The 26239-nt window shown below is 62.2% G+C and carries 21 protein-coding genes and 1 pseudogene; 16 read left to right on the forward strand and 6 right to left on the reverse strand.

All coding sequences use genetic code 11. The annotated features are described in order from the left end of the window. Positions 1-327: 327 nt before the first annotated feature. Positions 328-585 (reverse strand): DUF6894 family protein, encoded by a 258-nt coding sequence (locus CQ12_RS12565; RefSeq protein ID WP_057835624.1) that lies wholly within the window; start codon positions 583-585, stop codon positions 328-330. A 303-nt stretch (positions 586-888) separates the two neighbouring features. Between CQ12_RS12565 and pqqA the strand changes: the two genes are divergently transcribed. The 7 genes from pqqA (at position 889) to CQ12_RS12600 (ending at position 5999) form a co-directional block, all read left to right on the forward strand. Further along, positions 889-969, forward strand: coding sequence for a pyrroloquinoline quinone precursor peptide PqqA (gene pqqA, locus CQ12_RS12570; RefSeq protein WP_057835625.1), 81 nt, complete (start codon positions 889-891; stop codon positions 967-969). A gap of 145 nt (positions 970-1114) precedes the next feature. Continuing rightward, the gene (gene pqqB, locus CQ12_RS12575; RefSeq protein WP_057835626.1) at positions 1115-2044 is read left to right on the forward strand and encodes a pyrroloquinoline quinone biosynthesis protein PqqB; all 930 of its coding nucleotides are present in this window, start codon (positions 1115-1117) and stop codon (positions 2042-2044) included. Between the two features lie 20 nt (positions 2045-2064). Next, positions 2065-2820 (forward strand): pyrroloquinoline-quinone synthase PqqC, encoded by a 756-nt coding sequence (gene pqqC, locus CQ12_RS12580; protein ID WP_057835729.1) that lies wholly within the window; start codon positions 2065-2067, stop codon positions 2818-2820. A gap of 6 nt (positions 2821-2826) precedes the next feature. Next, on the forward strand, positions 2827-3138 hold the full coding sequence (gene pqqD, locus CQ12_RS12585; RefSeq protein ID WP_057835627.1) for a pyrroloquinoline quinone biosynthesis peptide chaperone PqqD: 312 nt from the start codon (positions 2827-2829) through the stop codon (positions 3136-3138). Further along, positions 3135-4346, forward strand: a complete 1212-nt coding sequence (gene pqqE, locus CQ12_RS12590; protein WP_057835628.1) for a pyrroloquinoline quinone biosynthesis protein PqqE — start codon at positions 3135-3137, stop codon at positions 4344-4346. The genes pqqD and pqqE overlap by 4 nt, the downstream gene beginning before the upstream one ends. Then, positions 4336-5322: a prolyl aminopeptidase gene (pip, locus tag CQ12_RS12595; RefSeq protein WP_057835629.1), complete on the forward strand. Its 987-nt coding sequence runs from the start codon at positions 4336-4338 to the stop codon at positions 5320-5322. The genes pqqE and pip overlap by 11 nt, the downstream gene beginning before the upstream one ends. 11 nt (positions 5323-5333) lie before the next feature. Beyond that, positions 5334-5999, forward strand: coding sequence for a DUF4286 family protein (locus tag CQ12_RS12600; RefSeq protein WP_057835630.1), 666 nt, complete (start codon positions 5334-5336; stop codon positions 5997-5999). A gap of 97 nt (positions 6000-6096) precedes the next feature. Here the strand turns inward: CQ12_RS12600 and CQ12_RS12605 are convergent, their stop codons facing one another. Next, positions 6097-7197: an acyltransferase family protein gene (locus CQ12_RS12605; protein ID WP_057835631.1), complete on the reverse strand. Its 1101-nt coding sequence runs from the start codon at positions 7195-7197 to the stop codon at positions 6097-6099. Between the two features lie 398 nt (positions 7198-7595). Here CQ12_RS12605 and chrA point away from each other — a divergent pair, with 398 nt between their 5' ends. From chrA to CQ12_RS12625, 4 genes are all read left to right on the forward strand, one after another. Further along, positions 7596-8795: a chromate efflux transporter gene (gene chrA / locus CQ12_RS12610; RefSeq protein WP_057835632.1), complete on the forward strand. Its 1200-nt coding sequence runs from the start codon at positions 7596-7598 to the stop codon at positions 8793-8795. A gap of 256 nt (positions 8796-9051) precedes the next feature. Further along, a complete protein-coding gene (locus CQ12_RS12615; RefSeq protein ID WP_057835633.1) occupies positions 9052-10851 on the forward strand; it encodes an FAD-dependent oxidoreductase in 1800 nt (599 codons plus the stop codon). Then, entirely contained in the window at positions 10821-12671 is a 1851-nt protein-coding gene (locus tag CQ12_RS12620; RefSeq protein ID WP_057835634.1) for a 2-oxoacid:acceptor oxidoreductase subunit alpha, read from the forward strand. Before CQ12_RS12615 ends, CQ12_RS12620 begins: the two co-directional genes overlap by 31 nt. Then, positions 12668-13723, forward strand: a complete 1056-nt coding sequence (locus CQ12_RS12625) for a 2-oxoacid:ferredoxin oxidoreductase subunit beta (protein WP_057835635.1) — start codon at positions 12668-12670, stop codon at positions 13721-13723. The genes CQ12_RS12620 and CQ12_RS12625 overlap by 4 nt, the downstream gene beginning before the upstream one ends. 201 nt (positions 13724-13924) lie before the next feature. Here the strand turns inward: CQ12_RS12625 and CQ12_RS12630 are convergent, their stop codons facing one another. Genes CQ12_RS12630 through CQ12_RS12640 form a run of 3 tightly spaced genes read right to left on the reverse strand, consistent with a single transcriptional unit; the run spans position 13925 to position 18700 of the window. Beyond that, complete coding sequence (locus CQ12_RS12630) at positions 13925-15469, reverse strand: SpoVR family protein (RefSeq protein ID WP_057835636.1); 1545 nt, start codon at positions 15467-15469, stop codon at positions 13925-13927. After that, the gene (locus CQ12_RS12635; protein WP_198164136.1) at positions 15466-16737 is read right to left on the reverse strand and encodes a YeaH/YhbH family protein; all 1272 of its coding nucleotides are present in this window, start codon (positions 16735-16737) and stop codon (positions 15466-15468) included. Before CQ12_RS12635 ends, CQ12_RS12630 begins: the two co-directional genes overlap by 4 nt. Positions 16738-16756: 19 nt before the next feature. Further along, a complete protein-coding gene (locus CQ12_RS12640) occupies positions 16757-18700 on the reverse strand; it encodes a PrkA family serine protein kinase (RefSeq protein ID WP_057835638.1) in 1944 nt (647 codons plus the stop codon). A 505-nt stretch (positions 18701-19205) separates the two neighbouring features. Here CQ12_RS12640 and CQ12_RS12645 point away from each other — a divergent pair. Further along, positions 19206-19811, forward strand: coding sequence for a hypothetical protein (locus CQ12_RS12645; protein ID WP_057835639.1), 606 nt, complete (start codon positions 19206-19208; stop codon positions 19809-19811). Between the two features lie 71 nt (positions 19812-19882). Beyond that, positions 19883-20373 (forward strand): annotated as a pseudogene (locus tag CQ12_RS12650) (DsrE family protein). Here the strand turns inward: CQ12_RS12650 and CQ12_RS12655 are convergent. Further along, positions 20366-20623, reverse strand: coding sequence for a hypothetical protein (locus CQ12_RS12655; RefSeq protein ID WP_157088175.1), 258 nt, complete (start codon positions 20621-20623; stop codon positions 20366-20368). The pseudogene CQ12_RS12650 and the gene CQ12_RS12655 sit on opposite strands and share 8 nt — an antisense overlap. A 242-nt stretch (positions 20624-20865) precedes the next feature. Between CQ12_RS12655 and CQ12_RS12660 the strand changes: the two genes are divergently transcribed. From CQ12_RS12660 to zwf, 3 genes are read left to right on the forward strand one after another with little or no spacing between them, the layout of a single operon-like run. Next, positions 20866-23712: a bifunctional transaldolase/phosoglucose isomerase gene (locus CQ12_RS12660; RefSeq protein ID WP_057835641.1), complete on the forward strand. Its 2847-nt coding sequence runs from the start codon at positions 20866-20868 to the stop codon at positions 23710-23712. Positions 23713-23724: 12 nt separating this feature from the next. Continuing rightward, the gene (gene gnd, locus CQ12_RS12665) at positions 23725-24720 is read left to right on the forward strand and encodes a phosphogluconate dehydrogenase (NAD(+)-dependent, decarboxylating) (protein ID WP_057835642.1); all 996 of its coding nucleotides are present in this window, start codon (positions 23725-23727) and stop codon (positions 24718-24720) included. 5 nt (positions 24721-24725) lie between these two features. Continuing rightward, positions 24726-26237 (forward strand): glucose-6-phosphate dehydrogenase, encoded by a 1512-nt coding sequence (gene zwf / locus CQ12_RS12670; RefSeq protein WP_057835643.1) that lies wholly within the window; start codon positions 24726-24728, stop codon positions 26235-26237. The last annotated feature ends 2 nt before the right edge of the window (positions 26238-26239 follow it).

Here is a 26239-nt window from a genome sequence, read left to right on the forward strand (position 1 = left end):
CGCCGCCGCGGCCGGTGGCGCAGCGGGCTGCTGCGCGGCAGCCGGCGGATCGGCGGCCTGTTGGGCGGCGGCATTCAGCGTGAAGGCAGTCAAGAATGCGCCGGACAGCAACAGGCTGCGCGGCACCGACACGTAGTTCATCATGGACGTTCTCCCTGACGGAAGCCCTTCTCGCCGCGCGGGCCGATATGACGCCAGCGCCGGAGGCTTTCCCGGCCGGCACTCTCCATATTTCTCCAGAGGTGCGCAATCGGAAACATGCCGCTCGCAAGTTGCACCTGCGGCAACGAACGGCGCTGCGAAGCGTTCCGCGGACTACCCGCGCAGTCAGTGCCTGGTGATGGACCCGCCGGGCGCATCGAGGATCGCTTCCGCGAACGGAAACTCCAGCACGATCTCGCCGTCGTCGTCGGTGACTTCGATGGTGGCGCTGAGAAGCGCACCCTCGGCACCATCGGTCTTGAGCAGCTCCCGGATCATGGCGCGCGCCATTTCCCAGGCGCGATTGGGATCGACAAGCACTTCGCCGTCGGGATCGGAAATCAGCTCATCGCCGATACGGGTGTTGAAATAATATCTCGGCATCGGCTGAACCTGATTCCGTTAAGGCCCCGCCACCGGAGGCCGCCACTGTCTCACAAGTTCTTTATCCGGAGCCGGTAGCGCTCCGTCCCCCAGAATTGTCAATTCGCGGCGCGGCGAACAACCGCGAAACGCTTGATCCCACGTTGATTTGACCGGAACGCCCCGCACAACCCCGTGAAAACTTCTTTGCAGCGCAGCATAACAATTTGGGGTTCCGGGAAAAAGATTTAACTGGCGAACTTTTTGATCCGCAGTACCTTAGGGTATGGGCGGTGTTCGTCCGGTAGCAAAGGGAGAGGCTAAATGGCCTGGAAAGCGCCGAAAATCGTCGAAGTGCCGGTCGGCATGGAAATCAACATGTATATGTGCGCCACCCGCAAGTAAGCGGTAGCGCCTATCCATTTCTCACGCAGGTGGATTTGCGGGCGTGACGCGTCCCCGATCACGGGGTCGTGTCTGAGCCCGCAGTCCACCTCGTGGTGTTTGTATCAGTTCGCATCTTCAAGTTTGAATCTCCAGGAGACGGATCATGCTTCGCGTCGTCGTCCTGGGCGCCGCGGCGGGTGGCGGCGTTCCGCAGTGGAACTGCGGTTGTGCGGTGTGCACCAGGGCACGAACCGAAAATCGGGAATTGCAGAGCACCCAGGCTTCGATCGCGGTCAGCGCCGATAGCAAGCACTGGTATCTCGTCAACGCTTCCCCCGACCTGCGCCAGCAATTGATCGCGACGCCGCAGCTTCATCCCAAAGCCGGTCAGCTCAGGCACAGCCCGATCGCCGGCGTGATCCTGACCAATGGCGAAGTCGATGCGGTTGCGGGGCTGTTGTCGATGCGCGAGGGCTCACCCTTCACGCTCTATGCGCATGAGCGGGTGCTTGCGATTTTAAGATCCAACAGCATCTTTAACGTGCTGGGCGAAAACAACGTGAAGCGGCGGGCGATCGAGGCGGACGTCGCGTTCGAGCCCACTTTGCCCGACGGCGCACCGTCCGGCATCGAAATCCTTCCCTTCGCGGTTCCCGGCAAGGGCGCGTGGTATCTCGAAGGCAAGGCGCATCCGGCGGGCGGCGATGCTGCGGGCGATACGCTGGGCCTGCGAATTCTGGACAAGGCCAGTGGCAAGTACTTCTATTTCCTGGCGGCTTGCGCAAGAGTGACCGACGATCTCAAATCGCGCCTTTCCGGCGCCGCGCTGGTGTTCTTTGATGGCACGGTGTGGCGCGACGACGAATTGATCGCGCAGGGCCTCGGCACCAAGACGGGACAGAGCATGGGCCATATTTCGATGTCGGGCGAACAGGGAGCGATGGAGAGCCTGGCCGGCCTCGACATCGGCCGCAGGGTGTTCTTGCATATCAACAACTCGAACCCTGCTTTGCTTGCCGGCTCGGATGAGCGAACGGCGCTGGAACAGGCAGGCTGGCAGATTCCAGCCGATGGAACGGAGATCACGCTGTGAACGTCACGGCCAAGCCGGAAATGACCGCGCTCTCGATCGGCAAGGGCATCACGCTCAACAATGCCGAGGAACTGGAGGCAACGCTCCGCCACATCGGCGCGACGCGCTATCACAGCCTGCATCCGTTCCACCGGCTGTTGCATGGCGGCAAGCTCAACAAGGGACAGGTGCAGGCCTGGGCGCTGAACCGCTATTATTACCAGAGCACGATCCCGCTGAAGGATGCGATGGTGATCTCCCGCTTCCGCGACCGTGCGACCCGGGTCGAGTGGCGACACCGCATCGAGGATCACGACGGCGACGTCGGCAGCGAAGGCGGCATCGAGCGCTGGCTGAAGCTGACCGAGGGTCTCGGGCTCGATAGCGCCTATGTGGAATCGACCGAGGGCATCCTGCCGGCAACGCGGTTTGCCGTGGAAGCCTATGTGCATTTCTGTCGGGACAAGACGCCGCTGGAAGCGATCGCCTCCTCGCTCACGGAGCTGTTCGCGCCGAACCTGCACGAGGAGCGCATCTCCGGGATGCTGCAGCATTATGATTTCGTCAATCCTGACATCATGAGCTATTTCAGCCGCCGCCTGAGCCAGGCGCCGCGCGATGCCGGCTTTGCGCTCGAATACGTCAAGGCGCACGCGAAGACGCACGCCGAGCGCGAGGCGGTCTGCAACGCGCTGATCTTCAAGACCAATGTGCTATGGGTTCAGCTCGACGCGCTGTATCATGCCTATGTCGAGGGCCACATTCCGCCCGGCGCGTTCGTGCCCAAAGGGGATTAGCGATCGATGGCTTTGAGCCGCAACATCAGTGTCAGCGAGGCGAGCCGGCCGAAATTGCCGCGGCACGCCAAGCTGAAATTCGATGAGACGCGGCAGGTCTGGGTGATCCTGGCGCCGGAGCGTGTGCTGGCGCCAGACGAAATCGCGGTCGAAGTGCTGCAGCTTTGCGACGGCGTTCGCAGCGTCGGCGATATGGCCGACCAGCTCGCGGCCAAATACGCCGCGCCCCGCGAGGCGATTTTGACCGATGTCGTTGCGATGCTGCAGGACCTCGCCGACAAGGGTTTTCTGACCGAAGCGCGTGAGAAGACGTCATGAGCGACATTCTCGCAGATGGCAAAACAGCCGGCGCCGCCGCCCCCAGTGACGGGCTCGCGGTGCTCGAGCAGAAGCGTTCGACCGCGGAGACGTTCGGCATCCCCCTCGCCGTGCTCGCCGAGCTGACCCACCGCTGCCCGCTGCAATGCCCCTATTGCTCCAACCCGGTTGAGCTTGATCGTGCGGGCGCTGAATTGACCACCGAGGAATGGAAGAAGGTCTTGAGCGAGCTCGCCGAAATCGGCGTGCTGCAAATCCATTTCTCCGGCGGCGAGCCGACCGCGCGCAAGGACCTGGTCGAACTGGTGCAGCACGCGACCGATGTCGGGCTGTACAGCAATCTCATCACCTCTGCGGTGCTGCTGACGAAGGAAAAACTGTCGGCGCTCGCCGATGCCGGCCTCTGCCATGTGCAGATCAGCTTCCAGGGCAACGAGCCCGTCGTGGCCGACCGCGTTGCCGGATTGAAGAATTCGCATGAGAAAAAGCTCGAAGTCGCGAAATGGACGCGCGAGCTCGACATGCCGCTGACGGTGAACGCGGTCATGCACCGCCAGAACCTGCACCAGCTCTCTGACATCATCCAGATGGCGGTCGATCTCGATGCCGACCGACTCGAAGTCGCCAACGTCCAGTATTACGGCTGGGCGCTGAAGAACCGCGCGGCGCTGATGCCGACGCTCGAACAGATCGAGGAAACCAGCCGCATCGTCGAGGAAGCCGCGACACGGCTGAAGGGCATTCTCGCCATCGACTATGTCGTGCCGGACTATTATGCGCTGCGGCCGAAGAAATGCATGGGCGGCTGGGGCCGGCAGTTCTTCAACATTTCGCCGGCCGGCAAGGTGCTGCCTTGCCATGCCGCCGAGAGCATTACCGGGCTCGAATTCGAATCCGTGCGCTCGAACCATTCGATCGCCTGGATCTGGCAGAATTCCGAGGCCTTCAACCGCTATCGCGGTACCGGCTGGATGCCCGAGCCGTGCAAGAGCTGCGAGTTCCGCGAGATCGATTTCGGCGGCTGCCGCTGCCAGGCCTTTGCGCTGACCGGCGACGCCGGCAATACCGACCCGGCCTGCACGCTGTCGCCGATGCATGAGCAGATCTTCAAGCAGGCCGAGCGCGAGGCCGCCGCGCACCAGGACCGCTTCCTCTATCGCAATTTCGCCGGCGGCACGCTGGAGACGGAAGGCGAGCATGGCGCCTGACGCCGATGCCGGAAAATCCATCAAACGCGCCGATCCGTTTGCACCGCTGACGTCGGAGCAGTTCGCGGTCAGCGACGGTCACGACATCTATATCGAAAGCGTAGGCTGCCCGAGCGGCATTCCCGCGGTCTATCTGCATGGCGGGCCCGGCAGCGGCTGCCAGCCGGACCATCGCCGGCTGTTCGATCCCGAACGCTTCCATGCGGTGCTGTTCGATCAGCGCGGCGCCGGCCGCAGCCGTCCCAAGGGAAGCCGCGAAGCCAACACGCTGCCGCATCTGATCGCGGACATGGAGGCGATCCGCGAGAAATTCGGCTTTCAGCGCTGGATGGTCGTCGGCGGCTCCTGGGGCGCGACGCTGGCGCTGGCCTATGCGCAGGCGCATCCTCATCGCGTCAGCGGCATCGTGCTGCGCGCCACGTTCCTCGGCACGATCCAGGAAATCGAAAACGGATTTCTCAACACGCTGCCAAGGTTTTATCCCGGCCTTTACGACGACTTCCTGAGCGTGCTGCCGGAGGGCGAACGCGCGCAACCGATCCAGGCCTATTTCCGCAGGATCCTTGATTCCAGTCCCGACGTGCATATTCCTGCAGCGCGGGCCTGGGGCGAAACCGAACGTATTCTTTCCGAACATCAGCCCAACCGGACCCGCCTCGATCTGACGGCGCTAAATTCGTCAAAGGCCGTGCCGGCGACACCGTTCATGGAAGCGCATTACTTCGCCAATGACTGCTTCATGCAGCCGAACCAGCTGTTGCGCGAAGCGGGCAAACTCAAAGGCATCCCCGGCATCATCGTGCAGGGCCGCTACGATCTGCTGTGCCCGCCCGCGACTTCGCATGCGCTCGCAGCCGTCTGGCGCGAGGCCGAAATCCGCGTGATCGAGGGCGCCGGCCACACGCTGTACGATCCCGGCGTCCGCGACGCCGTGATGAAGGCGATCGCAGACATGGCGTCCCGAACCAGCAAATAGGAAACAAGAAAATGCCGATGGCCGGAAAAGGCATGCTGCTGACCTCGATGAACATCGATGCCGAGCACGAAGCCGAATTCAATCGCTGGTACGACCGCGAACATCTCGAAGAGCGCGTTGCGATCGACGGCTTTCTCGAAGCCCGCCGCTATGTCGCCCATGACGGCAATCCGAAATATCTCAGCCTCTATTCCACCGAAACCTTTGAGGTGCTGGACAGCCCGGCCTATCGCACCGCACTGGCGAACCAGACGACGTGGTCGAAGGCCAACATCGCCCGTTTCCAGAACATGATCCGCGCGGTGGCGCGCATCACGATCAGCCGGGGCACCGGCCGCGGCGCAGCGCTCGGCATTATTCGCTTGCGGCCATCGGGAGGCGAGGACAAACTGCGCGCCGCGCTGCACGAGCAACTCGATCCCGCACAGCTCGACGGCATCATTTCGCTGCATCTGATCGAGAGCGATCCGGCGCTGTCGAAACCGATCACCGACGATCCCTCGGCGCCCAATCCCGGCGCCGGCGACTGGTTCGTGCTGATCGATGCCACCGATGTCGGCGCGCTGCCGGCGGCCATGCTGCGCTTTGGCGGCAATATCGCATTGAAGCCGCTAACGATCTCGAGCGGTATCTACCGGCTGATGTGGGATCTGGCGAAGAGCGATATCGGCAGCTAAAGCGTGATGACTCTTGTTCGAGTTGTCATCCCGCTTTAGCTTTTTGTTTGAGCATGATCTTTTCGGAAAACCGCTACACACTTTTCCGGATCATGCCCTAGACGCTGCCCCCGACCGCCGCGGGCAGCTTGAGCCGCCATCCGAACCGGCTGGCGCGGCCGGACAGGAAGTCCCTGACTGAGCGCTGCGCCGGCCGTTCGACATAGCGCCACACGACCCAAGCCAGGAACGTCGTGGCAAGAATGATTGCCGCCACCGACGGGACCGGGTTGGCTGGCGCCTGACGGGTAAACAGCACGTAGCCGAACTGCATGTGCAGGAGATAGAGCGGATAGGTGAGACCGCCGGCCGCGAGCACGAGCGCGGACGGCAGCGGCACGTGACGGATGCGTGTGGCCACAAAGATGATCGCGATCGATGCAAGACAGATCGCCGCTACCGTCCATGCGTCGAATGTGCCGCCGGTAAGCGGAGCCAGTTTCACCGTCTTATGGATGGATTGAAACACGGCCGTGCCGATCGACAGCGCGAACATGCCGTACAACACCGGTCCGCGGCGGCCACGATAGAACTGATAGATCAGCAAGCCGACGACAAAGAAGCCGCTGTCATCGGTGAGAAACAGCTTTTCGAGCAGCGGGGCGTCGAGCGTCAGCTCATTGGCGAAGGTGATGCCGAGCCAGACCAGGATGATGGCGTCGATCCGGCGTGGAAACAGCCCGGCCGCGATGAGAGCGGCGACCCAGGCGTAGAACATCACCTCGATTACCAGCGACCAGTAAGAGGTATCCATATAGGGCTGTCCGAGCGCGGGCGCCGCGATGAACAGATTGGCGAGCCACTGCCTGAAGCCGGATTCGAAGTGCGGCGGTCCCAATGCCACGATCGCGAGACAGGTCAGCGTCATGCAGAAGACGAAGGTCGGGTAGATCCGGCTGAAGCGAGCGATGGCGAAGCCGGTCGCCGTCCGGCCCTCGGCCGAATAGGCGATCACGAAGCCGCTGATGACAAAGAAGGCGGGCACGCCGAGATAGCCGTATTTGGCGACCGGCGTCAGCCAGGGCAGCGCCACCTGCGGTATCCCATGCGAAGCCGGGCCCCAGAAGCCGAAATGGTAGAGCACGACGGCCAGCACGGCCGCGAGCCGCAGCAGATCGAGCGCTTCGATGCGCGAATTTGAGTGAGCGGTTGGCGGCATGATTTGAACGTTCCAGAACGGGAACAAATGGCAATGCCGCGAACGTAGGAACTTCCGGTGAAGGCGCTGTTAATACATGTCGAGTAAACCGCTGGGCGAGATTTGCTTTCTGGCAAGCATCGCTCGGTTTCAGAGCGGGTCCGCACGGCCAGCGCTTGCATCAAGCGCCTTCGATTTCTCTTAGCATATTGGGCGAACGCCCTGAGAAGACAGATGAGAACTTCTGCCGAAGTCTCTCACATCGCTTTCAATTGTGTCGCTAATGTTCTTCATGAACTGACGTCCTGTTTCGGAGGTAATGGATGGCGTATGCATCTGCTTCCTTGATAAGGGTCGGCTCACACGCTTAGTGACATTGCCGGCTCCCGTTACCTTCAGCCGCCAATGGAGTCGCATGCATGGCGGAAAAGCCAGCGGGCAGTATCGCCGAGATTTTCGGCGCCTTCCTCAAGCTCGGCCTCACCTCGTTCGGCGGGCCGATCGCGCATCTCGGCTACTTCAGGACCGAATTCGTCGAGCGGCGGAAATGGCTGAGCGAAAGCAGCTATGCCGACATCGTTGCGCTGTGCCAGTTCCTGCCGGGGCCTGCGTCCAGCCAAGTGGGCTTCACGCTCGGCATCTTTCGCGGCAACGGCCTGCTCGGCGGATTGGCGGCGTGGTTCGCCTTCACTATGCCCTCCGCCGTCATCATGTTCGCCTTTGCGCTCGGCGCGACGGTCTTCACCGGGCCGTTCGCCGAGGGCGTGTTGCACGGGCTCAAGCTTGTTGCGGTCGCCGTCGTGGCGCAGGCGATCTGGGGCATGGCCAGGAGTCTCACGCCGGACCGCGAGCGCGCCGCCATCGCGCTTGCGGCCGTTGCAATCGTGGTCTTCATCGGCGGATCGTTTGGGCAGATCGGCGCCATCGCCGTCGGCGCGGTGGCCGGACTCTGGCTGTGCCGTGGAGATGGGCCCGCGCCGATCGGCCATCTCGGATTTTCCGTGTCGCCTGGCGTTGGCCTCGCCGCGCTTGTGTTGTTCGCGATGCTGTTCCTCGCCACGCCGCTGGTAGCGGCAAAGACCGGTTCTCAAAGCCTTGCCCTGTTCGACGCGTTTTACCGTTCCGGCGCGCTGGTATTCGGCGGCGGGCATGTCGTGCTGCCGCTGTTGCAGGCGGAAGTGGTGACGCCGGGCTGGGTCAGCAATGCGGACTTCCTCGCCGGCTATGGCATGGCGCAAGCCGTGCCTGGACCGCTCTTCACCTTTGCGGCCTATCTCGGTGCTGTCGCGGGCCCCGCTCCCAATGGTCTCGCCGGCGCGGTGATTGCGCTCGTCGCATTGTCGCTTCCGGGGCTGCTGCTGGTCTACGGCATGCTGCCGTTCTGGGACGCCTTGCGCCAGCGCCCCAATGCGCAGGCCGCGATGCGCGGCACCAATGCCGCCGTCGTCGGCATCCTCGGCACCGCGCTCTACAATCCGGTCTGGACCAGCGCCGTGCTCACGCCGCGTGATTTTGCGGTGGCGCTTGCCGGCTTCCTGCTGCTGACGGTCTGGAAATTGCCGCCATGGATCGTCGTCGTCATGCTTGCGGCGGCCGGCGCTGCGTTGCGGATGATCTGACGTCTGCTTGTTCACTCAGCATTGAATCAAAAGTGCACCGCACATGCTGCAGTGCCGCATCAACGCTGCGACGCTAAGTCCAAGCTCCCATGCAGTTGAAAGCTAGAGATCGCGCAAAATTGGCTTGTGTGCCGGGTCTGGAATGGCTCTAATAAGATAAGCCTATGATCCAATTCAAAAACCACAAGAACGCTCGTTAAGCGTTCGCAAGGCAAAATGAGGCCGCGTTCCGGTTGTTGGCGCGGACAAGGTAGGAATGAAACCGACTGATATCTCGGCGCCAGACTACTTTCACAAGGTGGTCGATTGCCAATGGGCCTGCCCCGCACACACACCGGTTCCCGAATATATCCGTTTGATTGCTGAGGGGCGTTACAGCGACGCCTACATGATCAACTGGAGATCGAATGTGTTTCCCGGAATTCTGGGACGCACCTGCGATCGTCCATGCGAGCCGGCGTGCCGACGCGGCCGCGTCGAGGATAATCCGGTCGCGATCTGCCGCCTGAAGCGCGTCGCCGCCGACTTCAAGGACGACGTCAGGCACCGCATGCCGAGGCCTGTTGCGAAGAACGGCAAGCGCATCGCGCTGGTCGGCGGCGGTCCCGCCTCGCTCGCGGTGGCGCGCGACCTCGCCCCGCTCGGCTATCACTGCACCGTGTTCGATTCCGATCCGAAAGCGGGTGGCATGATGCGGAGCCAGATTCCGAAATTCCGCCTGCCCGATACGGTCATCGACGAGGAGACCGATTATATCCTCAACCTCGGCGTCGAGTTCAAGGGCGGCCACCGCATCGACAGCCTGAAGAAGCTGCTGGCCGAAAATTACGACGCGGTCTTCATCGGCTCCGGCGCCCCGCGTGGCCGCGAACTCGATATCCCCGGCCGCAAGGAAGCCACCGCCAATATTCACATCGGCATAGAGTGGCTGGCGTCCGTCTCGTTCGGCCATGTCGAGAAGATCGGCAAGCGTGTGATCGTGCTCGGCGGCGGCAACACCGCGATGGATTGCTGCCGCACCGCGCGCCGTCTCGGCGGCACCGACGTCAAGGTCATCGTCCGCTCCGGCTTTGAGGAAATGAAGGCGAGCCCCTGGGAGAAGGAAGACGCCATTCACGAGGACATTCCGATCCTCAATTACATGGTGCCGGTCGCGTTCAAGCATGTGAACGGCAAGCTGATCGGCGTCACCTTCCAGAAGGTGAAGGCCGAATACGACGCCAAAGGCCGCCGCAATCTCGTGCCCTCGGGCGAGCCGGACCAGACCATCCCCTGCGACGACGTGCTGGTCGCGGTCGGCCAGGAGAACGCCTTCCCCTGGATCGAGCGCGATTGCGGCATCGAATTCGACAAGTGGAACATGCCGCAGGTCGATCCCAAGACGTTTGTGTCGACCAACCCGAAGGTGTTCTTCGGCGGCGACGCAGCATTCGGCCCGAAAAACATCATCTGGGCGGTGGCGCACGGCCATGATGCCGCGCTGTCGATCCACAAGATGATCTCGGGCGAAGACATCAATGAGCGTCCGCTGCCCGAGGTGCACGTCACTTCGCAGAAGATGGGCATCCACGAGTGGAGCTACGACAACGACATTTCCGGCGACAAGCGCTACAAGGTGCCGCATCGCGACAAGGTGATCGCACTGAAGGATATCAAGACCGAGGTCGAGCTTGGCTATGACGTCAAGCTCGCGCTCGGCGAGGCGCAACGCTGCCTGAACTGCGATGTGCAGACCATATTCTCGGCGCCCGCCTGCATCGAATGCGACGCCTGCGTCGACATCTGCCCGATGGATTGCATCACCTTCACAGAGAATGGCGAGGAAGAGGATCTGCGGCAGCGGCTGAAGGCGCCCTCGCCGCGTCAAGACCAGGCGCTCTATGTCGCCGAGGGGCTCAAGACCGGCCGCGTCATGGTGAAGGACGAGGACGTCTGCCTGCATTGCGGGCTGTGTGCCGAGCGCTGCCCGACCGGCGCCTGGGACATGCAAAAGTATCTCATCGATATGACTCACGCGGGATCGACATGCCAGACCAAAGCCCGATCAGCAGCGTAAACGACTTCGTCGTCCGCTTCGCCAACGTCAACGGCTCGGGTTCGGCGAGCGCCAACGAACTGTTCGCGCGCTCGATCCTGCGCCACGGCGTGCCGGTCTCCCCGCGCAACATCTTCCCCTCCAACATCCAGGGCCTGCCGACCTGGTACGAGGTGCGCGTCACCGAAGCCGGTCATCTCGGCGCCCGCGGCGGCGTCGACATGATGGTGGCGATGAATCCGCAGACATGGGACAAGGACGTCGCCTCGATCGAGCCCGGCGGCTATCTGTTCTACGATTCGACCAAGCCGATGCCGTCGTCGAAATTCCGCGCCGACATCAACGTGATCGGCGTGCCGCTGACCGCGATCACCAACTCGACCTACACCGATCCGCGCCAGCGCCAGCTGTTCAAGAACATCATCTATCTCGGCGCGCTCTGCGCGCTGCTCGACATGGACCCGAAGCTGGTCGAGCAACTGATTGGCGAGCAGTACAAGGGCAAGGAAAAGCTGCTTTCGTCGAACGTCCACGCGCTGCATCTCGGCCGCGACTGGGCGCTGCAGAACCTGAAATGCCCGATCGGGCTGCAGGTGAAGAAATCGGACAAGGTCGGTGACCGCATCTTCATCGAGGGCAACAGCGCGGCCGCGCTCGGCGCCGTCTATGGCGGCGCCACCGTCTGCGCCTGGTATCCGATCACGCCGTCATCATCAGTGGCGGAGGCGTTCACGAGCCACTGCAAGAAGCTGCGGCACGATCCAGAGACGGGCAAGGCGAAGTACGCGATCGTGCAGGGCGAGGACGAGCTCGCATCCATCGGCATCGTGATCGGCGCCTCCTGGAACGGCGCGCGGGCCTTTACCGCGACCTCCGGCCCCGGCATCTCGCTGATGACCGAATTCATCGGCCTTTCATACTTCGCGGAAATTCCGGCCGTGATCATGAACATCCAGCGCGCCGGCCCCTCGACGGGCATGCCGACGCGTACCCAGCAATGCGACATCATCGCCTGCGCCTATGCTTCGCATGGCGATACCAAGCACGTCCTGTTGTTCCCGGAAGATCCGGCTGAAGCGTTCGAGTTCGCCGCGCAGTCGTTCGATCTCGCCGATCGGCTGCAGACCATGATCTTCCTGATGCTCGATCTCGACATCGGCATGAATCATCGCCTCTGCCGCCCGCTGAAGTGGGACGACGCCCGGCAGTATGACCGCGGCAAGGTGATGACGGCGGAAATGCTCGACGAACCCGGCCGCGATTTCGGCCGCTATCTCGACGTCGATGGCGACGGCATTCCCTACCGGACCTATCCGGGCACGCACCCGACAAAAGGCTCGTTCTTCACCCGCGGTACCTCGCGCGACCGCTACGCGCGCTATTCGGAAGAAGGCGCGGTTTACGCCGACAACATGCAGCGGCTGGTGCGCAAGTTCGAGACCGCCCAGGACATGGTGCCGCGGCCTTTGCAAGCCAACGCCGCCAAGCCGACCAAATACGGCGTGATCTATTTCGGCTCGACGGCGCCGGCGATGGACGAAGCGATCGGCCTGTTGGAGGCGCGCGGGCACCAGCTCGACCGCATGCGCATCCGCGCCTTCCCGTTCCACTCCAGCGTGGCGAGCTTCATTGCCGACCATGATTTCGTGTACGTGGTCGAGCAGAACCGCGACGCCCAGCTTCGGCAATTGATCGTCAACGAGAACGGTATCGACCCGGTCCGGCTGGTGCCGATCCTGCACTACGACGGCACGCCGATCACCGCGCGCTTCATCGCCAACGCCATCGGCGACCACCAGGACCACCTTAAAGTGACCCCTCTCCGCAAGGCCGTGTCATGACCTACATTGCAAAGCCAAAGTTTCATCATCCCGGCCTGCCGAAGAACGAACTCGGCTATACCCACCGCGACTACGAGGGCAAGATCTCGACGCTGTGCGCCGGCTGCGGCCACGACTCGATCACGGCCTCCATCATCGAAGCCTGCTTCGAGCTGTCGATCGAACCGCATCGCGTCGCCAAGATCTCCGGCATCGGTTGCTCGTCGAAGACGCCGGACTATTTCCTCGGCAATTCGCACGGCTTCAACTCCGTGCACGGCCGCATGCCGTCGGTTCTGACCGGCGCCAACCTCGCCAACCGCGACCTGATCTATCTCGGCGTTTCCGGCGACGGCGACTCCGCCTCTATCGGCTTCGGCCAGTTCGCGCATTCGATCCGGCGCGGCGTCAACATGACCTATATCGTCGAGAACAACGGTGTCTACGGCCTGACCAAGGGGCAATTTTCGGCGACCGCCGACCGCGGCTCGAAGTCCAAGAAGGGCGTGATGAACACCGACAACGCCATCGACCTGGTGGCGATCGCGCTGCAACTCGGCGCGAGCTTCGTCGCGCGCAGCTTCTCCGGCGACAAGACCCAGCTGGTGCCGCTGATCGCCGCCGCGATCCGCCACAAGGGCGCATCCTTCATCGACGTCATCAGCCCCTGCATCGCCTTCAACAACCATGCCGGCTCGACCAAGAGCTTTGACTATGTCCGCGAGCACAATGACGCGGTGAACCGCCTCGACGTGCTCACCGGCCGCGACCCGATCACGGTCGAATATGCGCCGGGCACGGTGCAGGTGGTCGAGCAGCATGACGGCACGCGGCTGGCGCTGCGCAAGATCGACGCCGACTATGACGCCAGCGACCGGCTGGCTGCGATGACCTTCCTGCAGAAGCACGCCGCCAAGGGCCAGGTGGTCACGGGGCTGCTGTATGTCGATCCGGATGCGGAAGACCTGCACACCCATCTCGACACCGTCGAGACGCCGCTCAACAGGCTGGAAGCCGAGGATCTGTGCCCCGGCACGACGGCGCTGGAAAAGATCAACGCCAGCCTGCGGTAGCTCTACTGCATCAAGCTGCTCGATCGGAAAATATAGATTCGTAGGATGGGCAAAGCGAAGCGTGCCCACCGTCTATCCGTGTCAGTGGCTTAAATGGTGGGCATGCTTCGCTTTGCCCACCCTACACAGGGCTGCCGTAGCTCTACGGCGTCACAGCTGCTCACCCCTCATCCCGGACGCAGGCATCTCGAAGTAAACCGGCTACGCCGCCGCGGCGGCGCTCCGTGGGTGCGCGACATACTCCTTCAGGACCGTGCCGGACGCGTCGCTCTCGACCAGCGACACGTCATAGCTCCAGAGATCGGCGAGGTGCTGCAGCACGCGCTTGGTATCGGTCTCGGTGAGCTGGGCGCCCTTCACCACGGTGTGGCGCAACATCAGGCGGCGATCACCGGCAAGGTCGACATCGACGACTTCGATATTCGGATCGATGAAGCCGACGTCGTACTGCCGCGCCAGTTCGCGCCGCAGCCGGCGATAGCCACGCTCGTTGTGGATGGCATCGACTAGGATGCCGGCGCGCTCCTCCGGATCGTCATGCAGGTGGAACAGGCGGAAGTGCCGCATCAGCCGCGGGCTCATGAACTGGCTGATGAAGCTTTCATCGCGATAATTGGCCCAGATGTCGCGCAGCACGGCCATGGCATCGCCCTTGCCGGCGATATCCGGGAACCACTCGCGATCCTCGGCATCCGGATCGGTGACGATGCGCTCGATGTCCTGCATCATCGCAAATCCCAGCGCATACGGGTTGAAGCCGGAGTAACGCGGATCGTCGAATTCGGGCTGGAACACGACGTTGGTGTGCGACTGCAGGAATTCGAGGAAATTGCCGTCCGTCAGCCGCCCCTGCTGATGCAGCCGGCTCATGATGCGATAGTGAACGTAGGTCGCCGTGCCCTCGTTCATGACCTTGGTCTGGCTCTGTGGATAGAAATACTGCGCGATGTGGCGCACGATACGCAGCAATTCGCGCTGCCAGGGGCGCAGGCGTGGCGCGGTCTTCTCGAGAAAATACAGCAGGTTTTCCTGCGGCAGGCCGAGCATCTGGCGGCGGCGTTCAACATCCAGTATCGCGCTGCTCTTCACCTTGCCGCCCGGAACGGTGCGCCACAAATCGTTGAATGCGGCTTCCTCATGGGCACGGCGCCTGCCCGCCCGCTTTTCCTCGGCGCGTAGATCGAGACTCTTCTTGCCGGGATAGCGATCGATGCCGTGCGACATCAAGGCGTGCGCGGCATCGAGCGTGTGCTCGACCGCCTGCCGGCCGTGGCGGTCCTCGCAATGAGCCACGTAGCGCTTGGCGAATTCGAGATAATCGAGAATGCCGTCGGCATCCGTCCATTGCTTGAACAGATAGTTGTTCTTGAAGAAATGATTGTGGCCGAAGGCGGCATGCGCGATGACGAGCGTCTGCATCGTCGCGGTGTTTTCCTCCATCAGGTAGGAAATGCACGGCGACGAGTTGATGACGATCTCGTAGGCCAGGCCCATCAGCCCCTTGCGATAGGATGCCTCCTGAAAGGCAAAGTGCTTGCCGAATGACCAATGCTTGTAGAACAGCGGCATGCCGACCGATGAATATGCATCCAGCATCTGCTCGGCGGTAATGACCTCGATCTGGTTGGGATAGACGTCGAGCCCCAATTCATCGCACGCGACCTGCTCGCAGGTGTCGCAGATCTTCTGCAACGTCCGAAAATCCCAGTCCGCGCCCTGAAACAGCAACTGGTCGGTCGCGGTCATGACGCGTTCCTTTCCTGCTGGCTACGGCGCTGGAAGAGATCGTGAAACACCGGGAAGATCTCGCTGCGCTCGTTGACCTTGCGCATCGACAGCGGCGCGCCATTCGCGCGCAGACCCTCGTAAAGGGTCCAGAGCGCGGAATTGGGCATTTCATAGGAAAGGCCGTTTTCCTGGCCGACTTCCAGGTAGGCAAAGAACTGGCTGACCGGCAGAATCTTGTCGGTCAGAAGCCGGCTCGCGACCTCGCCGTCCGCGTAGGAATTGTCACCGTCGGACGCCTGCGCGGCATAGATATTCCAGTCCTCGGGGCGGAAGCGCGTGCGCACGATGTCGTGCATCGCCTGCAATGCGCTCGACACCAGCGTTCCGCCGGAAGCCGGTCCGTAAAAGAATGTCTGTTCGTCCACCTCTTCGGCCCGGTCGGTATGCCGGATGAAGACGATCTCGACATGGCGATAACGCCGCTTCAGGAACACGTAGAGCAGCATGTAGAAGCGCTTGGCGAGATCCTTCATGTGCTCGGTCATCGAGCCGGAGACGTCCATCAGGCAGAACATCACGGCCTGCGCCACCGGCTTCGGCACCGTCTCGAAACGGCGGTAGCGGATGTCGATCGGATCGATGAACGGGATCCGCTTGATCTTCGCCTTCAGGGCCTCGATCTCGGCCAGCACTTCGACGCGGCGCGCCTCGCTGCAATCCTCAAGCTCGGCTTCGAGGGCCGCCAGTTCCTCCGGCCGCGGCCGCCGTAGCGCGACGCGACGCGCCAAGGCACGGCTTACCGTTCGGCTGATCGAAATATTGGCGGGCGAACCGGATGTGGAGTAACCCGCCCGGCGAATGCCCTCGCATTCGACCTCGGCCAGCTTTCGCTTGGCGAGATCAGGCAATTCGAGGTCGTCCAGGAACAGGTCGACAAACTCATCGCGGCTGAGGACGAAGCGGAACGTATCCTCGCTGTCGCCCTCGCCCGCACCCCTGCCCTTGCCGCCGCTCTGGTTCGGCCGCGGCAGCATGTCACCTTCGATGAACTTCTTGTTTCCAGGCAGGACCATGTCGCGCGTGCCGCCCTCACGGCGGAAACGCGGCTCGTCCATGCCATCGATCGGGACGCTGACTTCGCCGCCTTCCAGGACATCCTTGATGTCCCGTTCCTGCGACGACTTCTTCACCGCCCCTTGAACCAGCGCTTTGGCGCGACGCAGAAAGCGCTGGCGATTTTCCAGACTCTTGCTACCCGGATTCAGGCGCCGGTCGACGATGTGAATGGCCACGGTCTCATCCGCCTCAGCCTGCCTGTTTTACGCGCATGTACCACTCGACCAACCTGCGGACTTGTCGCTCGGTATAGCCTCGCTCGACCATGCGCGCGACAAACTCGCCATGCTTCTTTTCGGTCTCGCCGTCCTTCTTCGAGCCGAACGAAATCACGGGAAGCAGGTCCTCGACCTGGGAGAATATCCGCTTTTCGATCACTTCGCGAATCTTCTCGTAGCTGGTCCACGCCGGGTTCTTGCCGGCGTTCTGGGCGCGCGAGCGCAGCGAGAACTTGACCACCTCGTTGCGGAAGTCCTTCGGATTGGCGATGCCGGCCGGCTTTTCGATCTTGGTCAGTTCCTGATTGAGCAACTCGCGATCGAGCATTTGTCCGGTGTCGCGATCCTTGAAATCCTGGTCCTCGATCCAGGCATCGGCATAGTCGACATAGCGATCGAACAGGTTCTGGCCGTAATCCGAATAGGATTCGAGGTAGGCCTTCTGGATCTCATGCCCGATGAATTCGGCATAGCGCGGCGCGAGTTCAGCCTTGATGAACTCGAGGTAACGCTTCTCGACCTCGTCGGGAAGCTGTTCACGCCGGATCGCCTGTTCCAGCGTGTACATCAGATGGACCGCGTCGGCACCAACCTCGCTGGTGTCGTGATTGAAGGTCGCGGCGAGGACCTTGAACGCGAAGCGGGTCGAAACACCGTCCATGCCTTCATCGACGCCGGCAGCATCCCTGTATTCCTGAACGCTGCGCGCCTTCGGATCGGATTCCTTCAGGCTCTCACCGTCATAGATCCGCATCTTGGCAAACACGGTCGAATTCTCGTGCCTGCGCAACCGCGACATCACCGAGAAGCGCGCCATCGTTTCCAGCGTGGCAGGAGCGCACGGTGCGGCCGCCAGTTCGGAGCTCTGGATCAGCTTCTCGTAGATCTTCTGCTCTTCGGTGACCCGCAGGACATACGGCACCTTGATGACGCAGATACGGTCGATGAAGGCTTCGTTGTTCTTGTTGGTCTTGAAGCTTTGCCACTCGGCCTCATTGGAGTGGGCGAGGATGACGCCGGTGAACGGGATCGCGCCGATGTTCTCGGTGCCGATATAGTTGCCTTCCTGCGTCGCCGTCAGCAGCGGATGCAGCATCTTGATCGGCGCCTTGAACATCTCGACGAATTCGAGAATGCCCTGGTTGGAGCGATTGAGGCCGCCGGAATAGCTGTAGGCGTCAGGATCGTTCTGGGCGAGGGTCTCCAGCTTACGGATGTCGACCTTGCCGACCAGCGACGAGATATCCTGGTTGTTTTCGTCGCCGGGCTCGGTCTTTGCGATCGCGATCTGACGCAGCCGCGACGGCTGGATCTTGGCGACGCGGAACTGCGAGATGTCGCCGCCGAAGGCTTCGAGGCGCTTGTAGCACCACGGGCTCATCAGACCAGTGAGGCGGCGGCGCGGAATGCCGTACTTTTCCTCGAGCATCGGCCCCAGCGATTCCGGATCGAACAGGCTGAGCGGACTCTCGAACACGGGGCTCAGTTCGTCGCCGGCCTTCAACACGTAGATGGGATGAACTTCCATCAACGACTTGAGGCGCTCGGCGAGCGACGACTTTCCGCCGCCGACGGGACCGAGCAGATAGAGGATCTGCTTGCGCTCTTCGAGACCCTGAGCTGCGTGGCGGAAGAATCCGACGATGCGCTCGATCGTGTCTTCCATCCCATAGAAGCCGGCGAAAGCCGGATAGAGCCGCATCGTGCGGTTCAAAAAGATACGGCCAAGGCGAGGGTCCTTGGCCGTGTCAATCATCTGAGGCTCGCCGATCGCAGCTAGTAGTCGCTCTGCAGCGTTGGCATATCGCATCGGATCGTTTCGACACGACTCCAGATATTCCGCCATCGACATATCGGTCTGGCTTCTAGCTTCGAAGGACCGGGCGAAAGCATTGAACAGAGAATCGTTGTACATGATCCGTCTCTCCATGGTCACCTGATAAATGCCGGACGCACCGTCGGGTTCCAGTATCGGAGCGTCACAGCTTCCGTCTCGCGAATCACCATAAGCATCTGCACCGATTGGACACGCGAGCCAGATCACAATGCAATGCAATAGTCGTGCTAAGCGGCTCAGCCTCGTAAAGATACGGTGCCATTTCGCTCCCGTTGTATCCGTGCGGCAACATTTTGCACCGGGCAAATACCGGGTGGGCGATAAGGGGTTTCTTAACGATTCTGCGCACTGCACTGCTCGAATCGGCGGCGGCTTTGGCAGTCTGAAGCAGCAAAGCGGAGAAAATCCGGATTTCGGGCGGCCCAAACGTGCGAGAACGGTGGCCTTTTGTCACCTTCGGCAGGCCGACCAGTCGCCAGGAGGGCCAAGATTAACACCCGTTCATTTCGTGGGCCGGGCGTTGAACGCACCCCGTGCCAACTGCAACTAAAGTACGGTGCCGCGCGTTTAATCCGAGTCTGCCATGAAATTCGTCTGGATCGTCGCAGCTGTTGCCTCCCTCGTCGGAGCCAATGCCTCTTTCGCCCAGGAGGCGGTCGACAAGGCGAAAGCCGCCACCTTCGACATCAAGATGTTCAGCGGACCGCTCAGCCACAAGAGCTATGTCTGCTTTGTGCGTCGTTATGACGCCAGCCATCTGGCGCAGCATCCCAGGCAGAAGGTCAGCGCGATGAAGCTGCTGTTGACAGCCGAAGAGGCGCCGGAGGACAAGATCGTCAACTATTCCTTCCGCCTCGGCTTCAAGTATCGCCACCGCGCCGGCAATTTCGATTCCAGCGGCTCCTGCAATCACATTGTCGCCGAAAACTCCGGCGGCGAAATTCGCCTCGGCTGTGGCGTCGATTGCGAAGGCGGCGGCATCGAGGTGGCGATGAAGGATGCGCGATCCGCGCTGATCCGGCTGGAGCGGATCAGGATCTGGGAGCGCAACAAGGCCAATGACGACGCCAGCGACGATCTGGTTGGCGGTGCCGACGACAAGACTTTCCGCGTTGATCGCGCCGATCTGCACGAATGCTCCGAGTTGGTGACCGATCGCAACGAGCTTGCGGCACTCAGACACAAGTGAGCCACTCTACATAGGTTGATGAACCACCTACTTAGGTTTGTGAGCCATATCGCTGAGAGTGAAAGGACGTCATGCATCGACGCAATATGCTGTGGGGCGCGGTTTCGGCGCTCAGCGCGGCCTTTGCCGTCTCTCGCGCGAACGCTGCTGCCGAAGTGCCTTCGACAAAATTGAAGGTGATCTATCACCTCAACGATCTCGACAAGGTCAGCTTCGCGCTGGGCAACATTCAGAACCATCTCGATGGCGTCGGCGGCCCCGATCACGTCACGATCGCGCTGGTGATTCACGGCCAGGCGTTGCGGGCGTTTCACTCGGCTTCCACCGATCCCCGACATTTTCCGGCGCGTCGGTCAATTCTCAAAAGCTGGAATCGAACTCGCTGTCTGCGCCAGAACCATGAAGTCGCGGAATGTCACGCTGAAGCATGCTGCCGGGCTTCATCGCCAACGACCGCGGCGGCGTAGTGCGGATCGCCGAGTTGCAATCGCGGGGCTATCTTTATCTGCGACCATCAGGCGTTGCCGACGACGTGAATGTTTCACGTCGACCGCTCATTTGAGCGGTCTGCTCGCCGCACTTTCGCCCGCGCCATCGAGTTGAATGCTCCTCGTGTTCGGATGCAGTCGCGATGGCGTCGGCGCGCCCGCCCTTACGCCGACATGCGGGTCGTGTCCCCCTGCAACCGCCCGCGGAATGTTTTGCGCATGAACCCTCAAATGCACGCCGGCGGCTTCCGCCGCACCCGGGTCGAGGGCAAGCAGGCCTGGCAAAAGCACGAGCCAGGCCGGATACGAAAAACGACGGCTCATGACAGGCTCCTTCACAACTTCGTGCGTGTGCCCGTTGGTGTCGCCATTGCGAAACCGGTTCGACCGGCCAGCCACGATCGAGACCAGCCATTTTGCGGGATCGAACCGGTGCCAATGGCGTTATTATTGCCGGGGAAACCGCTCCCATCCGGCCGCAAACCCAACCAAATATTGACTTTCCGGCCCTGCCCCCGAAAGCTGCCGGAAGCCCGAAAAACGACCGATCGAACAGAACAGGCACCATGAATCCCGTCAAAGCACTCGAAAACCATGGCCAGGCGATCTGGCTGGACTTCCTCGCCCGCGGCTTCGTCGCCAAGGGCGACCTCAAGGCGCTGATCGACACCGACGGCGTCAAGGGCGTGACGTCGAACCCCTCGATCTTCGAAAAGGCGATCGGCAGTTCGGACGAATATGACGGCGCGATCAGCCAAGCCCTGAAGGCGGGCGACCGCCCGGTCGCCGACCTGTTCGAGGCGGTGGCGATCGAGGACATCCAGAACGCCGCCGACGTGCTGCGCCCGGTTTATGACAGCTTGAACGGCGGCGACGGCTTTGTCAGCCTTGAGGTTTCGCCCTATCTGGCGATGGACACCAAGGGCACGATTGCCGAGGCCGAGCGGCTCTGGAAGGACGTCAATCGGCAGAATTTGATGGTGAAGGTGCCGGCCACGCCGGAGGGCCTGCCCGCGATCAAACATCTGATCGGCGAAGGCATCAGCATCAACATCACGCTGCTGTTCTCGCAGGACGTCTATCGCGAGGTGGCGGAGGCCTATATCGCGGGTCTGGAAAACTACGTCGCCAAGGGCGGCGATCCCTCGCACGTCGCCAGCGTCGCGTCTTTCTTCGTCAGCCGCATCGATACCGCCGTCGACAAGCAACTCGACGACAAGATCGCCAGGGCCAATGACCCCAGCGAGAAGGAGCGGCTGAGCGCACTGAAAGGCAAGGTCGCCATCGCCAACGCCAAGCTCGCCTATCAGGATTACAAGCAGCTGTTCGCAGGTCCGCGCTGGGAGAAGCTTGCCGCTGAGGGCGCCAAGCCGCAGCGGCTGCTGTGGGCTTCCACCGGCACCAAGAACAAGGATTACAGCGACGTGCTGTATGTCGAGGAGTTGATCGGTCCCAACACCGTCAACACGGTGCCGCCGGCAACGCTCGACGCGTTCCGCGACCACGGCAAGCCGCGCGACAGCCTTGAAGAAAATATCGAGGATGCCTGCCGCGTACTGGAAGAGCTCGAAAAATCCGGCATCTCGCTCGACGATATCACCGCCGAGCTGGTCACCGACGGCGTCAAGCTGTTCGCGGATGCTGCCGACAAGCTGTATGGCGCGGTTGCGAACAAGCGCGCGGCGTCACTCGGCGGCGGCATCGACCGGCAACAACTCGCGCTCGGTGATGGCATCCGGAAGGCTGTCGAGAAGGGCACCGAGGACTGGCGCGCATCGGCGAAGATTCGCAGGCTGTGGCAGAAGGACAAATCGGTCTGGACCGGCGATGACGAGAACAAATGGCTGGGCTGGCTGGACAGCCCCGCGGCCGCCGACGTCGCCAATTACGAGGATTTTGCTCAGCGCGTGAAGGGGCAGAATTTCAGCGATGCCGTCGTGCTCGGCATGGGCGGATCGAGCCTCGGGCCGGAGGTACTGGCGGAAACGTTCCCGAAGAAGTCCGGCTTCCCGAAGCTGCATGTGCTTGACTCGACCGATCCCGCGCAGGTGCGCGCGATGGAGGACACGGTCGATCTCGCCCATACGCTGTTCATCGTTTCCAGCAAATCCGGCGGTACCACCGAGCCGAACGTGATGAAGGATTACTTCTTCGATCGCGTCGCCCGGACGGTCGGCAAGGACAAGGCCGGCCATCGCTTCGTCGCCGTCACCGATCCCGGCTCGTCGCTGGAGAAGAATGCGATAAAGCAGGGTTTTGCCCGCATCTTCCACGGCGATCCCGCGATCGGCGGACGCTATTCCGTGCTGTCGCCGTTCGGTCTGGTGCCGGCCGCGGCCGCCGGCGTCGACGTTCGCAGCCTGATCGCGCATACGCTTTCGATGGTGCGCTCCTGCGGCGCCGACGTGCCGCCACACGAGAACCCGGGTGTGCAGCTTGGGCTCGCGATGGGTCTCGCCGGCCTCGAAGGTCGCGACAAGGTGACCATCACCTCGTCGGAGAAGGTCGCCGATTTCGGCGCCTGGGCCGAGCAGCTGATCGCCGAATCCACCGGCAAGGAGGGCAAAGGCCTGATCCCGATCGACGGCGAGCCGCTCGGTGCCCCCTCGCTCTACGGCAACGACCGTTTCTTCATCGACATCCGGACCGAAGGCGAGGACGACGCCTCGCATGATGACCGGCTTACCGCGCTGGAGGCGGCCGGACATCCCGTGGCCCGTATCGTCATGAAATCGATCGACCATCTCGGCCAGGAATTTTTCCGGTTCGAGATGGCGACCGCCGTGGCCGGCGCGATCCTCGGCATCAACCCGTTCAACCAGCCCGATGTGGAAGCGGCCAAGATCAAGACGCGCGAACTGACCGGCGCGTTCGAAAAGACCGGTTCGCTGCCGGCGGAGGAACCTGTCATTTCGACCGAGGAGGCCGATCTCTATACCGATGCGCACAACGCGGCCGAACTGCGCAAGGCCGGCGCCGACGGCACGCTCGGCTCCTGGATCAAAGCGCAGCTTTCGCGTGCGGACAGCGGCGACTACGTCGCCCTGCTCGCCTATATCGCGCGCAATCCCGGCACGATCGGCTCGCTGCAGAAGATGCGGCTTGCGGTGCGCGACGCGCATCACGTCGCAACCTGCGCCGAATTCGGCCCGCGCTTCCTGCACTCCACCGGCCAGGCCTACAAGGGCGGTCCCGACAGCGGCGTGTTCCTGCAGATTACGGCCGACGATGCCGAGGATCTGCCGGTGCCCGGGCAGAAGGCGAGTTTCGGTATCATCAAGGCGGCGCAGGCGCGCGGCGATTTCGACGTGCTCACCGAGCGCGGCCGGCGCGCGTTGCGCATTCATCTCAAGGGCAGCCTCGGACCGGGCTTGGCTGCACTCGATGCCGCGATTTCGGAAGCGCTCAGTTAGGGAAGTCAGGATATGCAACTCGGCATGATCGGCCTCGGCCGGATGGGCGGCAACATCGTCCGCCGGCTGATGAAGAATGGCCACACCGCCGTGGTCTACGACAAGGACGCCAAGGCGGTCACAGCGCTTGCCGGCGAAGGTGCAACCGGCGCGCAAACGCTGGAAGATTTCGTGGCCAAACTCGAGAAGCCGCGCACTGCCTGGGTGATGCTGCCGGCCGGCAAGATCACCGAGGCGACCATCGAGGCGCTGGCAAAACTGATGCAGCCAGGCGACGCCATCATCGATGGCGGCAACACGTTCTGGCAGGACGACGTCCGCCGCGGCATGGCGCTGAAGGAACGCGGCCTGCACTATCTCGACGTCGGTACCAGCGGTGGCGTCTGGGGCATCGAGCGTGGCTATTGCATGATGATCGGCGGCGACAAGGCCGTTGTCGACCGGCTCGATCCCATCTTCAAGACACTGGCGCCCGGGATCGGCGACATCCCGCGCACATCGGGGCGCGAGGGCCGCGACCCGCGCATCGAACAGGGCTACATCCACGCTGGTCCGTCCGGCGCCGGACATTTCGTCAAGATGATCCACAACGGCATCGAATATGGCCTGATGCAGGCCTACGCCGAAGGTTTTGATATTCTGAAGAACGCCAATATCGAAGCGTTGCCACCGGAACATCGCTTCGACATGAATATCGCCGACATCGCCGAGGTGTGGCGGCGCGGCAGCGTGATCCCGTCCTGGCTGCTCGACCTCACGGCATCCGCGCTCGCCGAAAATCAGACGCTCGATAACTACTCCGGCTTCGTGGAAGACTCCGGCGAAGGCCGCTGGACCGTCAACGCTGCGATCGACGAAGCCGTACCGGCGGAAGTGCTGACGGCGGCGCTCTACGCGCGCTTCCGTTCGCGCAAGGATCACACCTTTGCGGAAAAGATCCTGTCCGCGATGCGCGCCGGTTTCGGCGGCCACAAGGAGCCGCCGAAGAAGCCTGATACGAAGGCGTGAGCGGCATGGCGGTCGGTAAAGCAGCACGGCAACAGCCAGATCCCTGCTCCTTCGTCATCTTCGGCGTCACCGGAGACCTCGCGCACCGACTGGTCGTCCCTGCCCTCTATAATCTCGCCGCAAGCGATCTCCTGCCGGACCGGTTTTGCCTGGTCGGCATCGCGCGCAAGGGCATGACCAGCGACAGGCTTCGCGACAGCCTGATGAAGGGCCTGCGGCAGTTTGCAACCCGTGCCGTGGACGATGCGATCGCCCAACGTCTTCTGGCATGCGTGACCTGTATCGAGGCCGATCCGAAAGAGCCTGAATCATTCGATGCGCTGAACAAGCAGCTAGACGAACTCGAGGCCGCGCGAGGGACCGGCGGCAACCGGCTGTTCTATCTGGCGACGCCGCCGAACGCGTTCCTGCCGATCAGCCGTGAGCTCGGCCGCACCGGCATGCTGGCGGAGAACGGCGCATGGCGGCGGCTGGTGGTTGAAAAGCCATTCGGCACCGACCTCGCTTCAGCAAAAGCGCTCAACAGTGAATTGCTCAAACTGGTTGAAGAGCACCAGATCTATCGGATCGATCATTACCTCGGCAAGGAGACGGTGCAGAACATCCTGGTGCTGCGCTTTGCCAACGGCATGTTCGAGCCGATCTGGAACCGCAACCATATCGACCACATCCAGATCACAGTGGACGAAAAACTCGGTGTCGGGCATCGCGGCAGCTTTTACGACGCGACCGGCGCATTGCGCGACATGGTGCCGAACCATCTGTTCCAGCTGCTGTCGCTGGTCACGATGGAGCCGCCGGTGAAATTCGACGCCCATTCGGTTCGTTCCGAAAAGGCCGAAGTGCTTTCCGCGATCCAGACCCAGACCGAGCAGGAGGCGCTGCAAAATTCCGTGCGCGGCCAGTATCGGGGCGGCAGGATTGGCGATACCGAAATCGACGACTATCGCAAGACTCCCGACGTCGCGCCCGGCAGCACCACCGAGACCTATGCCGCACTGAAGCTGACCATCGACAACTGGCGCTGGGCCGGCGTTCCCTTCTATCTCCGCACCGGCAAGGCGCTCGGCGTCAAGCGCACCGAGATTGCCATCAAGTTCAAGCAGGCGCCGTTTGCGATGTTCCGCGACACGCCGGTGGACCGGCTGTCGCAGAACTACCTCATCATCTCGACCGAGCCGACCGAGGGCATTGCGCTGCAATTCAATACCAAGGTGCCGGGGCCGAACATCAACATCGACGGCGTCGAGATGAAGTTTCGCTACAAGGACTACTTCAAGGCCGAACCTTCCACCGGCTACGAGACGCTGATCTATGACTGCATGATCGGCGACAACATCCTGTTTCAGCGCGCCGACAGCGTTGAGGCCGGCTGGAAGGCGGTGCAACCGTTCCTCGATGCCTGGAAGAAGGCCGGCGGCAAGGGGCTGAAGGTCTACGAGCCGGGCAGCGAAGGCCCGGAGGAAGCCAACGATCTGCTAGAACGCGACGGTCGTAGCTGGCGGAAACTGGGCTGAGC

It is taken from the genome of Bradyrhizobium jicamae (genome assembly GCF_001440395.1).
Classification (GTDB): Bacteria; Pseudomonadota; Alphaproteobacteria; order Rhizobiales; family Xanthobacteraceae; genus Bradyrhizobium; species Bradyrhizobium jicamae.